Here is an 11829-nt window from a genome sequence, read left to right as displayed (position 1 = left end):
AACAACGCATGGGCGGCACACGGGCGTTGAGCGGCCCGCTCGGCAGCACGCGGACCGGACGGGCGGAACCGGCCTGCCTATCCCTCGTCGGCCTCGTGGTCGGCGGCTTCGTTGGCGCGGTCGATCTCGGTCATGTGCTCCTCCGCCCAGTTCCGCAGCCCCGTGAGTGCGACTTCCAGAGACAGTCCGAGCCCGGTGAGCCGGTAGAAGACCCGCGGCGGCACCGTCGGTTCGACCCGGCGCGACACCAGCCCATCGCGGGTCAGGCTTCGCAGCGTCACGGACAGCATCTTCTGCGAGACGCCGGGCATCCGGCGCCTCAGCTCCGCGAAGCGCACCTCGTCCGGTGCGGCATCGGCGAGCGTCTTGACGACCATGGAGGTCCACTTCGTCCCTATGCGGTCCAGCAACTGCCGCGTCGGACACCCGGGATCGAAGAGATCGCCGCGCGCCCCGGGACCGGCGGTCCGGCCTTGCCGGGTGGTCACCTGTGGCTCACCACCTTCCCTGAAAGTGCCGTCTAGGCACCGACCGTGCAGTTACTTATCGTTTTCTGGTCACCGATGGTAACCACGAAGGAGCCGTCATGCCCACCACCACCGCACACCGGTTGCGCCGCATCACGACGAACGGCGTCCAACTCAACGTCACAGTCGCCGGGGACGGACCTGCTGTTCTCCTGCTGCACGGCTTTCCGCACACCTGGCGGCTCTGGAGCGGCATCATGGGCCGCCTGGCCGGGCAGTACCGGGTCATCGCCCCGGACCTGCGAGGCTTCGGTGCCAGTACACGAGCCGTCGAGGGTTACGACGCGGGGACCCTCGCCACCGACGCAGAAGGGCTGCTCGACGCACTCGGCGAGCCCTCGGCAGCAGTGGTGGGCATCGACGCGGGAACTGCCCCTGCCGTCCTGCTCGCGCTGCGCCGCCCCGGCCGGGTCCGGCGCCTGGTCGCGATGGAGGCACTGCTCGGCGGCCTTCCCGGAGCAGAACACGTCATCGCGGGCGGCGCCCCGTGGTGGTTCGGTTTCCACGCCGTCCCCGGCCTCGCCGAGAGCGTCCTGGACGGCAACGAGGCCCCGTACATCGACTGGTTCCTCGATTCGGGGACGCTCGGGCGAGGAGTGTCCGACGACATCCGTGCGGCCTTCGTCCACGCGTTCACCGGAAGGGAAGCCCTGCGCTGCGCGTTCTCCTATTACCGGGCGCTGCCCACCAGCGCGCGGCAACTGCGGGACGCCGTCGCGACGGCCCGGCTGACGATGCCCACCCTGGCCGTCGGCTCTCACCCCATCGGCACCGGGCTCGAACGCCAACTCCGCCCCATCGCCGATGACCTGACCGGACACCACCTCCAGGACTGCGGCCACATCATCCCCCTCGACCGCCCCGACGCACTGTTCGCGCTCCTCGCTCCCTTCCTCTCCGCCGACCTGCCGAAAAAGGGGCCGGGCCACGGGAAGTGTTCCCGTGGCCCGGCCTCATGACATGGCCGCTGGGCCTGTCAGGGGTGGAGGCGTCGTGGACCTCGTATCACGGGGCGAGCCGGTACGCGTTGGTGATCGTCTCGGTCACGGTGTTGCCCGCCGTGTCCTTCAGGTACACGCGGTACGACACGGCCTTGGCCGTCGCCGGGTGCTTGACGCTCGCCGTGCGCGCCCCCGTGGTGCCGGTCGTGACGGGGGCCGACTTCCATGTGCTGCCACCGTCGTAGGAGACCTTGACGGTCAGGGAGGCGATCCTGTCGGAGTCCGCCGCCGCGCCGGCCACCTTCAGCGGCACCTTGAGCGTGCTGCCGGCCGGGGCCGTGCCGTTCAGTGCCAGTTTCGGGGCGAGGCGGACGGTGGACAGGGGCAGCGTGGTGGGCGGCTCGTCGGGCGTCTTCGCCGACTTGAACGTCCAGACCGCGGCCACCTTGGTGCTGGTCGTGGCGACCTTGGCCGCGCGGGTGGCCTCCATGGTCAGCCGGTAGGAGGCGGAGGCGGCCGGGAGTTCGGCGCTCACCGCGCCGGGTTCACCCTCGGCGAGGACGCGGCCTCCCGACTCCAGCCGGGTGAAGCCACCGGTCGTCACGGAGCTGCCCGCGTGCCCCGCGCCGTCGCTGAAGAGCTGGACGTACGCGTCCATGGCGTTGCCCGCGCGGCGCGCGCCCTGCCCGTCGTCGGCGTCGAGGTCGGGGCCGACGACGCCGGTGTTGAAGTTCAGCGTGTAGCGCTTGCCCGCCTTGTACGCGACCGTGTCGGTGCCGTAGTCGATGGTGGACTGCCCCGCGTCGTCGAGCTGCGCCATGGACCAGGTCCAGCGGACGTCCTTGGTGCTGACGAAGCTCGTGCCGGAGGCCGGGAGCTTCAGCGCGGTCGCCGGCTGGAGAGGCGGGTAGTAGTCGTTCTTGCCGATCGGCAGGGCGGACAGCGTGCCCTTGCGCCCGGCGGCGGAGGAGCCGACGCCGTACTTCACCTCGGCGAGTTCGGCCTTGGTGGCGGCGTGCTTCAGGCCCGAGAACCAGCTGCCGCTGCGGCTGAAGGCCAGCCGGTAGTCGACCTTGTTCGCCGCCGTGCCCGAACCCTTCCAGACACCGTTGTACTGGGCGTTCAGGGTCGGCGATTCGGCGCCGATGCCCAGGGTGCGGATGACGGTGCCGTCGCCGAGGCTCCAGCTGTTCGCGATGCCGACTGCCGTGTCGTCGTAGCTGATCTGCGACTCCGTGAGACGCGCGCCGGCGTCCGGGGTGGTGACGGCGACCGGCTTGGCCTTGCGGGAGTCCAGTGTGACCGTCGCGTTCGCGCCGATCTTCAGCTTCGGCTGGACGAAGACGGAGAAGCTGCTGCCGGCGCCGTAGACGGAACTCTCCAGCGCGTACGTGCCCTTCGGCACCCGCACGGTGACGGGCCCCTCGCGGAAGGGCACCTCGATCTTCCGCTGTGTGCGGTCGGTGAGCGTGGTGGTGTAGTTGGACGAGTTCCTGCCGTTGACGTCCAGGTGCTTCAGCGTGAGGTCGTACGACTCGACCTCACGGTCGACGACGAGGCCGGTGCGCACCTCCTGGCCGTCACCGGTGGCCAGCAGTGTCCCGCCGTAGACGCCGTTGGTGGTGCCGAGCTTGGTGTCGGCGGTGACGGTGGTCTTCGCGGTGCCGCCCGCAGGGACGGTGAGCTTGGCGTCCTTGACGGTGAACATGCCCGCGGGGCCCGGGCGGCCCTTGGGGTCGAGGGCGGCGGCGGAGAGCGTGAGGGTGACGGGCGCGGTGCCGAGGTTGCGGTAGGTGACGGTCTTGGTGACCGGCTTGTCGTCGGTGTGCGGCCAGGCCTGCGTGCCGAAGGCGACCGTGCCGGGCTCGGGGACGACGGACGCGGTGACGGCGCGCGTCAGGTCGACGCGGCCCGCTCCCTGCTCATAGGCGTTGAGCTTGGGGTGGGGCTTGGCGGAGCCGGTCAGCGCGGCCTTGAGCTGCGGGCCTGTCCACTTCGGGTGCTGCTGGAGGAGCAGGGCGGCGGAACCGGCCACGTGCGGGGTCGCCATCGAGGTGCCCGACATGGCGACATAGGAGTCGCCCTCGGAGCCGTCGGACGTCAGCGTGGAGCGGGCGGCCGTGATGTCGTCGCCGGGCGCGGTGAGGTCGGGCTTGGCGACCCCGTCGGCCTGCGGGCCCCGGCTCGAGGTCTCCGCGATGTTGTCCTGCTTGTCGACGGAGCCGACGGTCAGGGCGTCGGGGGCGCTGCCGGGCGAGTTCAACGTACCGGCCTCGGGGCCGTCGTTGCCCGCCGCGATGACGAAGAGGGCCTTGCCGGAGAGCCGTGCGACGGCCTCCTCCAGCGGGTCGACCCCCGGCGAGTCGAGGCTGCCGAGGCTCAGGTTGACGATCTTCGCCTTGCTGTCGACCGCCCACTGCATGCCTGCGGCGATGCTGGACTCGGTGCCGGTGCCCTCCACTTCGGAGATGACCTTGCCGTCCAGGACCTGCACATCGGGCGCCACGCCCTTGTACTTGCCGCCCGACTTGGCGCCGGACCCCGCGAGGGTCGAGGCGACATGCGTGCCGTGGCCCATGCGGTCCTTGGCGTCGGGCGAGGACTCGGTGAAGTTCTTCTCGGTGACCTCGACGTTCTTGAGGTCCGGGTGCGTCTGGTCGACGCCGGTGTCCAGGACGGCGACCTTGACGCCCTTGCCGGTGTATCCGGCCCGCCACATGGTGGGGGCGCCGATCTGCGGCACGCTCTTGTCGAGGGCGGGGCGGACCTTGGCGTCCAGCCAGACGTGCGCGATGGACGGGGCGGCGATGGTGCGCGCGTTCGTACGGCTCCCCGCCCCGCTGCCCGTGCCGCCGGTGAGCTCCGCCCAGACCTTCTGCGCACCGGACTTGGGCGCGTCGAACGCCTCGCCGCCGATGGCGGGCAGCGTACGGCGGTCGCGGGCCGGGCCCCGGAAGGTGTCGCCGGAGCGGCTGTTGGCGCGGCCCGGCCGGTACTTGACGATCAGCGGCAGCGACGTGCGGTGGGCGTCGTCGTACTTGTCCCTGACGAGCCGCGTGACGTCGAAGAGACGCCGGTCCAGCCTGCCCGCGCTGATCAGCGACTGGGCGTCCTGCGGTACGACGTAGGTGTGCCCGGCCTCGCGCCGTACCGCGATCGAGACCCCCTCGCGGCCCTCGCCGCGGATCAGCCGGACGACCTGCTTGCCCCCTGCCCTCACGACCACCCGGTCGCCGGTCACCAGCGTGACGGTCTTCGTCTTCCCGCCCTGCGCGGCCCGACCGGTCTTGGTCTCCGCACCGGTACCGGCCCGTGTGTCCGCGGTGCGGTCCGGCCCCGCCCCGGAGTCGGCCGAGGCCACCCCCGCGACCAGTGCGCCGGACACCACGGCGGCTATCGCCGCCGTCCCCACCCTCGATATGACTGCCACCCGATTTGCCTGTCTTTTGAGCGTGCCTGATGTGGTCGCCCGTAACACGTGATCTTGCAGGGGTTTGGTTCTGGGGAGGCGGAAGATTCCTGAGATATTTTTGGGACGGGCCGGGCCAGGCCGTCAGCGGCGCAGTGTCAGCAGACCCGGACGGTAGGGCAGGAGGCCGTAGTCACCGCCGGAGTTGGGGCTGCGCCCCTGGTAGAGCAGCTGCAGATTGCAGGGGTCGACAGTCATGGTCTGGTCGGCGCCGGTGCGGAGCAGTTCGCCGTGGCTGATGTCGTTCGTCCAGGTGGCGCCGCTGTTGGCTTTGCCTGCGAAGGGGTTGCTCTCGGTCGCCGCCTGGGGTGTCCAGGTGCCGTTCAGACTCGTGGCCGTGAACGAGCGGAAGTAGCGGCCCTGCGAGCCGATCGCCTCGACGATCATGAGGTAGCGGTTCTGGCCCTGGAGCTTGTAGACCTGCGGGGCTTCGAAGAGGTTGTTCGTCGTATCGCTCATGACCACTGTCGAGGTCGTGCCGAAGCTCCCCGGGAAGTTCCCGATCGGCATGCTGGCCCGGTAGATCTTGCCGTTGTCACCGGCGAAGAACAGGTACATGTTCGTGCCGTCGCCGATGAGCGTCTGGTCGATGGGTCCGGTGCCGGAGCCGGGGATGCTGCCGGAGAAGAGCACCTGCTGGGACGACCAGCCGTTCGGGTTGGTGGGGTCGCTCGATGTCCGGTAGGAGAAGGCGGTCCCACCCCACTGGTAGGCGAGCACCCAGATGTTCTTCGGCGCGAAGTAGAAGAGCGTGGGCGCGACGGTGGACGTCGACATCGTGTTCTGGCGGGCCGAGCCCATCTCCGACCAGTTGGTGAACGGGCTGAAGTTCATCGAGCCCCAACGCGTCCCCGTATCGTGCGTCGTCGCGTAGACGAGTTGCCTGCCGTTGTACGGGACGACGGTGAAGTCCTTGAGCGAGACCCACCCCGGCTTGGGCTGCGCCAGCGCGCCCGTTGAGCTCCAGCGGTACGTCGACGGGAGATCGCAGGAGCTGGCCGGGGCGGCGGGTGGGGCGCCGAGGAACGTGGCTGCGAGCAGCAGGGGCGACAGGACGGCGAGTAAGCGTCTCGGGTGAGCCAGGGGCGGAGAGCGGAACCACATCGGAAGACCTCCCGAAAACTTTCGGAAAACTCTCGAATTGTTTGACGCCACAAGCTAGGAAGACGGGGCCTTCCGGTCAAGGGGTGTCGCAGACCTGTCTGCAAACAGCGGCTCTCACGGGGGCTTGGGCAGTACGCCAGGCCAACCGGAAAATTTTCGGAAGTTTGCGAGCAGGCAGCGCGCGGTCCTGGCCGTCACATCGCCAACTCCGGGTACACCCGCACCTGTTGACGACCGGCTCACGCCTCATTACTGTCCCGCTTCGAATCGCCGACGTACCGACCGCGGTTCGATATTTCGACTGGGAGCGCTCCCAGTTCCGATGCCGCGCCCTGGCGACGACCTCCGCCGACCGCGGCAGCAGCCCCTGCCCACCCGGACCCACTCGACCCGTTCACCACCCCCGACACCGGAGCCGCTCATGTCCCCCACCCCCGCCCCCACCCCCTCCTTACGCAAACCCAGAAACACCATCGCCACCCTGCTGTGTTCTCTCCTCGTGGCGCTGGTCGCCAGCACCCTCGGTGCGGCCGCACTGCCGACCGCACACGCCGCTGAGAGTGCGGCCGAGAGCACACTCGGCGCCGCGGCGGCGCAGAGCGGCCGCTACTTCGGCACCGCCATCGCCTCGGGCCGGCTCAACGACTCGACGTACACGACGATCGCGGCCCGCGAGTTCAACTCGGTGACGGCCGAGAACGAGATGAAGATCGACGCCACCGAACCCCAGCGGGGCCAGTTCGACTTCACCGCCGGTGACCGCGTCTACGACTGGGCGGTGCGGAACGGCAAGCAGGTGCGCGGCCACACCCTGGCCTGGCACTCCCAGCAGCCCGGCTGGATGCAGAGCCTCAGCGGCAGCGCGCTGCGCCAGGCGATGGTCGGCCACATCAACGGCGTGATGTCCCACTACAAGGGCAAGATCGCCCAGTGGGACGTCGTGAACGAGGCCTTCGCCGACGGCAGTTCGGGTGCCCGGCGCGACTCAAACCTGCAGCGCACCGGCAACGACTGGATCGAGGTCGCCTTCCGCACCGCGCGCGCCGCCGACCCTGCCGCCAAGCTCTGCTACAACGACTACAACGTCGAGAACTGGACCTGGGACAAGACCCAGGCCATGTACTCCATGGTCCGGGACTTCAAGCAGCGCGGCGTCCCCATCGACTGCGTCGGCTTCCAGGCGCACTTCAACAGCGGCAGCCCCTACAACAGCAACTTCCGCACCACGCTCCAGCAGTTCGCCGCTCTCGGCGTCGACGTGGCCATCACCGAGCTCGACATCCAGGGCGCCCCGGCCACAACGTACGCCGACGTGACCAAGGACTGCCTGGCCGTCGCGCGCTGCCTCGGCATCACCGTCTGGGGTGTGCGCGACACCGACTCCTGGCGACCGGAGCACTCGCCGCTGCTCTTCAACGGCGACGGCAGCAAGAAGCCCGCCTACACCACCGTCCTCAACGCACTCAACGCCGGCTCCCCCACACCCCCCGGTGATGCCGGACAAATCAAGGGCGTCGCCTCGGGCCGCTGCCTGGACGTGCCCGGATCCGGCCCCACCGACGGCACCCAACTCCAGCTGTGGGACTGCCACGACGGCACCAATCAACAGTGGACGCCCACCGCCGCGGGCGAGCTCAGGATCCACGGCGACAAGTGCCTGGACGCCGCCGGCACCGGCAACGGCGCCAAGGTACAGATCTACAGCTGCTGGGGCGGCGACAACCAGAAATGGCGCCTCAACTCCGACGGATCCATCGTCGGCGTCCAGTCCGGCCGCTGCCTCGACGCCACCGCGGCCGGCACAGCCAACGGCACCCTGATCCAGCTCTACGCCTGCTCGAACGGCAGCAACCAACGCTGGACCCGCACCTGAGGGGAGGCAGGGCGGCGCCGCGGGCGGTCAGACGGCGATCGTGGCGAGGTTGCCGGGTTCGTAGGCGCCGCCCTGGTTGTTGAGGATGACGCCGAGCCGGTTCGTCGCGTTGATCATGGCGATCAGGGAGACCAGCGCGATGGCCTGGTCGTCGTCGTAGTGCTTGCGTACTTGGGACCAGGTCTCGTCGGAGACGCCCTCGTAGCCGTCGATGATGCGCGTGCCCTCCTCGGTGAGGGCCAGCGCGGCCCGCTCGGCCTCGGTGAACACGGTGGAGTGGCGCCAGGCGGCCACCAGGTTCAGCCGGTCCGAGGCCTCGCCCGCGGCCGCGGCGTCCTTGGCGTGGATGTCGACGCAGAAGCCACAGCCGTTGATCTGGCTGGCGCGCAACTGGACCAGCTCCTGCGTCGGCTTGGGCAGCGGCGACTCCTGGATCACCTGGCTGACGGCGAAGATCCGTTTGCCGATCTTCGCGCCGATCTCGTGGGCGAACAGGTTCATACGGGGTTCCATGACAACGTCCTCGCTTGTGGAATCGTGTGCCGCGCGGATCGTCCGTGCAGCGCCCTGACGCCCATAAGGCGCCGGTCGCCGTGGAGCTGTGACAGTCCGGCCGTGTGACGAGGGCCACCGGGGTTCCGTGTCACAAGAGCGTGGCGGGCGGCGTCTTGTGCGCGACACGGACAAGACGCCGCGACAGGCAGGAGCCACCATGGACGAGGACACCCGGCGAGCGACCGGCGCGGCGGGGCACAGCCCTCGCGCCGAGGGGGCGGACTCCGCCACTGAGGTGTTCGTCGCCCATCGCAACCTGTTGTTCACCGTCGCCTACGAGATGCTCGGCTCCGCCGCCGACGCGGAGGACGTCCTTCAGGAGACCTGGCTGCGCTGGGCGGACGTCGACCATGACACGGTGCGGGACCCGCGCGCCTTCCTGGTGCGCATCACCACGCGCCAGGCGCTGACCCGGCTGCGTACACTGCGGCGGCGCAAGGAGTCGTACGTCGGTCCCTGGCTGCCCGAACCCCTGCTGACCGCGCCCGATGTCGCCGAGGACATCGAGCTTGCCGACAGCGTCTCCATGGCGATGCTGCTCGTACTGGAGACGCTCACGCCGACCGAGCGGGCCGTGTTCGTCCTGCGCGACGTCTTCGATCTCGGGTACGACGACATCGCGCAGGCCGTCGACAAGACCCCGGCCGCGGTCCGGCAGATCGCCCACCGCGCACGGGCCCATGTCGCGGCACGCCGACCGCGCGAAGCCGTCTCCCCGGCCCAGACCCGCGGTGTGCTCGCGGCATTCCAACAGGCCGTGGAAACCGGTGACTTGCGGCGCCTGCTCGACATGATCGCTCCGGACGTCGTACTGCTGACCGACGGCGGCGGAGTCGTCCGGGCCGCGCTGGAGCCCGTCGTGGGTGCCGAAGCGGTGGCCGGCGTGCTGAGCAGGCTCACGTCCGCGACCTTGCGGCCGGCCCAGGTCAACGGCCACCCCGCACTCATCCTGCGCACGGGCGGCGAGACCGACACCGTCCTCGCGGTACGCGTCGAGGGCGGCCTCATCACCGGGCTCTACGCCGTCCGCAACCCCGAGAAGCTGTCACGCATCAACCGGGAGACCGCGGTGGGCCGCTGAGGCGACTCGAACCCCGAAGAACTCTTCGCGGAGGATTCTTTGCGAAGAGCTCTTTGCGAAGAGTTCTTCGTGGAATACCGTGAGGCGCATGGCTGATGCAGTGGAGAGGCCGAACGGCCCGCACGAGGAAGACGATTCGGTGGTCCTGGATGCCAAGGGGCTGCGCGCCCTTGCGCATCCGGTGCGCGTGCAGTTGGTCGGGCTGCTGCGGAAGCACGGCCCGTCGACGGCCACCCGCCTCGCGGAGCGGCTGGAGGTGAATTCCGGTACGGCGAGCTACCACCTGCGCCAGCTCGCCGCGGCCGGCTTCGTGGCCGAGGACACGGAAAGAGGCAACGCGCGGGAACGGTGGTGGCGTTCGGTCCACCAGCTCACGCGCTTCAACCACGAGGACCTCGCCGAGCGCGAGCCGGAGGCGGCCCTCGCCTACCTCCGGTCGGTGCACAACGCGCACGTCCTGCGGACCCAGCAAGGACTCAACAGCTTGCAGACGTTCCCCCGGCCGTGGCGGGAAGTGTTCGACATGAGCGACGCCACGCTCCGGCTCACGCCCGCGCAGGCCCAGGAGTTGCGTACCGAGATCCTGTCGGTGATCGACCGATACCCGCGGGCTTCGGGTGACGAGGAATCCGAGGCGACCGAGGCCACCGAGCGGGTGTGGGTGAACTTCCAGGTGCTGCCGGAAGTCGACATACCCTCGCGGGAGGTGGACTGATGCGGTACGAGAAGACAGCGGAAGCCGACCGGGGCCGGTTACGGCCGCTCGCAGGGGTGCTCGCGGCGCTGCTCGTCGCGCACAGCGGCACCAGGATCTCCGCCATCGCCATCCCGTGGTTCGTGCTCGTGACGACGGGCAGCGCCACGCAGACCGGTCTTGTCGCGTTCTGCGAGATGGCGCCCTATGTGGTGGTCAAGGCCTTCGCCGGCCCGCTGGTCGACCGGATCGGTCCCCGCCGGATCTCCTGGATCGCGGACGTCGTCAGCGCGGCCGCCGCCCTGCTGATCCCTCTGTTGCACGCCGAAGGTTTGCTGTCCTTCGGTGTGTTGCTGGCCCTGGTGGCCGTCATCGGCACGGTCCGCAGCCCCGGGGATCTCGCGAAGGACGTCATGATCCCGGAGGCGGCCGAACGCAGCCGGGTGCCGCTGGAACGGGCGACGGGACTCCAGGGCGTGTTCGATCGCCTGGCAGGAACCGTGGGACCTGCCGCCGGTGGCACACTGGTGGGGCTGGTGGGCCCCATGGTCGGGCTGGGCGTCAACGCCGCTTGTTTCGCGCTGGGTTCGCTGATCATCGCCGTCGCGTTGCCCGGCGGCATGGGGCAACCGCAGAAGCACCCTGCAGGGGGCGGCACGGGAGAACCCGAAGAAGCAGCGGAAGCTGAAAAAACACCAGAGGCTACAGGAACCCACGATGCGCGGGACGGCTACTGGCACAGCCTGCGCCAGGGCTTCGCGTTCCTGCGCGGGCAGCCGATCCTGCTCACCCTCTACGCCATGCTCGGCATCACGAATCTGCTGGACGCCGCCTATGTGGCCGTCCTCGTTCCGGTCTGGGCCGCGGAGTCCGGTTACGGCCCCGGCACGATCGGACTGGTGCTGGCATCGTTCAGCGTCACGGCGACCGTGGGCAGCCTCGTCGCTGCGGCGGTGGCCCATCGGCTGCGGCGCCGGCCGGTGTTCTTCCTCGGCTGGCTCGTCACAGGGGCGCCGCGGTTCCTCATCCTGACGACGGAGGCGCCGCTGTGGTGCGTGGCGATGGTGATCGGTATGGGCGGCCTGGGCGGCGGCTTCATCAACCCGATCATCGGTGCCGTCACGTACGAACGCATACCCCCCGAAATGATGGGCCGGGCACAAGGCATCGGCGACGCCATCACCTGGGCCGGAATCCCCCTGGGCGGTCTCATCGCGGGTGCCGTCGTGGCGGGTATGGGCCTCACCCCCGCGCTGCTGATCGCGGGCGGCGTCTATTTCCTGACGACCAACCTCACGGGCCTGCGCCCGGAATGGCGTGAGATGGACCGCCATCGCGGCAAGGGGCGGGCCGGGCAAACCCCCCACGCCACCCCGGCGGAGCCCGCCTCGTCACCGTCCTAGAGACCGGGGTTTCGCCCCGTGTGACGGCGCCCGCCGACGCACGCGCGGCTCCTGTCCCCCACCGGGTGGAACCCAATGGGAACTTCCTCCCCCGGGAGGAGACAAAGTGACGCTGATCAGCGGACATGCCCCCGCCCGAAGAGGTCCGCAGCGCATGTGCGAGGCCGCTCACGAGTGCGGCG

At 69.7% G+C, this 11829-nt stretch carries 8 protein-coding genes and 1 pseudogene; 5 read left to right on the top strand and 4 right to left on the bottom strand.

All coding sequences use genetic code 11. The features are described 5' to 3' along the window. Positions 1 to 77: 77 nt before the first annotated feature. Positions 78 to 488, bottom strand: a complete 411-nt coding sequence (locus tag ACZ56E_RS03380; RefSeq protein WP_471210489.1) for a winged helix-turn-helix transcriptional regulator — start codon at positions 486 to 488, stop codon at positions 78 to 80. A 98-nt stretch (positions 489 to 586) separates the two neighbouring features. Here ACZ56E_RS03380 and ACZ56E_RS03375 point away from each other — a divergent pair, with 98 nt between their 5' ends. Then, positions 587 to 1486: an alpha/beta fold hydrolase gene (locus ACZ56E_RS03375; protein WP_471210487.1), complete on the top strand. Its 900-nt coding sequence runs from the start codon at positions 587 to 589 to the stop codon at positions 1484 to 1486. Between the two features lie 46 nt (positions 1487 to 1532). On the opposite strand, the gene ACZ56E_RS03370 is transcribed toward ACZ56E_RS03375, so the two are convergent. Both ACZ56E_RS03370 and ACZ56E_RS03365 read right to left on the bottom strand, forming a co-directional pair. Beyond that, positions 1533 to 4898 carry a S8 family peptidase gene (locus ACZ56E_RS03370; protein WP_471210484.1) on the bottom strand — a complete coding sequence of 1122 codons (3366 nt, stop codon included), beginning with the start codon at positions 4896 to 4898 and terminating at the stop codon, positions 1533 to 1535. 123 nt (positions 4899 to 5021) lie between these two features. After that, positions 5022 to 5930 (bottom strand): annotated as a pseudogene (locus ACZ56E_RS03365) (glycoside hydrolase family 62 protein); the annotation flags it as partial. 532 nt (positions 5931 to 6462) lie between these two features. Between ACZ56E_RS03365 and ACZ56E_RS03360 the strand changes: the two are divergent. After that, on the top strand, positions 6463 to 7914 hold the full coding sequence (locus ACZ56E_RS03360; protein ID WP_471210481.1) for an endo-1,4-beta-xylanase: 1452 nt from the start codon (positions 6463 to 6465) through the stop codon (positions 7912 to 7914). A gap of 27 nt (positions 7915 to 7941) precedes the next feature. Here the strand turns inward: ACZ56E_RS03360 and ACZ56E_RS03355 are convergent, their stop codons facing one another. Beyond that, entirely contained in the window at positions 7942 to 8427 is a 486-nt protein-coding gene (locus ACZ56E_RS03355) for a carboxymuconolactone decarboxylase family protein (protein ID WP_471210479.1), read from the bottom strand. Between the two features lie 199 nt (positions 8428 to 8626). On the opposite strand from ACZ56E_RS03355, the gene ACZ56E_RS03350 reads away from it, so the two are divergent. The 3 genes from ACZ56E_RS03350 (at position 8627) to ACZ56E_RS03340 (ending at position 11647) form a co-directional block, all read left to right on the top strand. Continuing rightward, positions 8627 to 9550 carry an RNA polymerase sigma-70 factor gene (locus ACZ56E_RS03350; RefSeq protein WP_471210476.1) on the top strand — a complete coding sequence of 308 codons (924 nt, stop codon included), beginning with the start codon at positions 8627 to 8629 and terminating at the stop codon, positions 9548 to 9550. Positions 9551 to 9638: 88 nt separating this feature from the next. Next, positions 9639 to 10265 carry an ArsR/SmtB family transcription factor gene (locus tag ACZ56E_RS03345; RefSeq protein WP_471210474.1) on the top strand — a complete coding sequence of 209 codons (627 nt, stop codon included), beginning with the start codon at positions 9639 to 9641 and terminating at the stop codon, positions 10263 to 10265. Continuing rightward, complete coding sequence (locus tag ACZ56E_RS03340) at positions 10265 to 11647, top strand: MFS transporter (RefSeq protein ID WP_471210472.1); 1383 nt, start codon at positions 10265 to 10267, stop codon at positions 11645 to 11647. Before ACZ56E_RS03345 ends, ACZ56E_RS03340 begins: the two co-directional genes overlap by 1 nt. Positions 11648 to 11829: the final 182 nt, after the last annotated feature.

The sequence above is a fragment of the Streptomyces sp. NPDC039480 genome, assembly GCF_055597165.1.
This window is presented reverse-complemented; position numbering and strand designations above follow the sequence as displayed.

Excerpts from the sequence above, each read along its gene's own strand:
- ACZ56E_RS03360 (WP_471210481.1), top strand. The coding sequence starts at position 6,463 with ATGTCCCCCACCCCCGCCCCCACCCCCTCCTTACGCAAACCCAGAAAC.
- ACZ56E_RS03350 (WP_471210476.1), top strand. The coding sequence starts at position 8,627 with ATGGACGAGGACACCCGGCGAGCGACCGGCGCGGCGGGGCACAGCCCT.
- ACZ56E_RS03345 (WP_471210474.1), top strand. The coding sequence starts at position 9,639 with ATGGCTGATGCAGTGGAGAGGCCGAACGGCCCGCACGAGGAAGACGAT.
- ACZ56E_RS03355 (WP_471210479.1), bottom strand. The coding sequence starts at position 8,427 with ATGGAACCCCGTATGAACCTGTTCGCCCACGAGATCGGCGCGAAGATC.
- ACZ56E_RS03375 (WP_471210487.1), top strand. The coding sequence starts at position 587 with ATGCCCACCACCACCGCACACCGGTTGCGCCGCATCACGACGAACGGC.
- ACZ56E_RS03340 (WP_471210472.1), top strand. The coding sequence starts at position 10,265 with ATGCGGTACGAGAAGACAGCGGAAGCCGACCGGGGCCGGTTACGGCCG.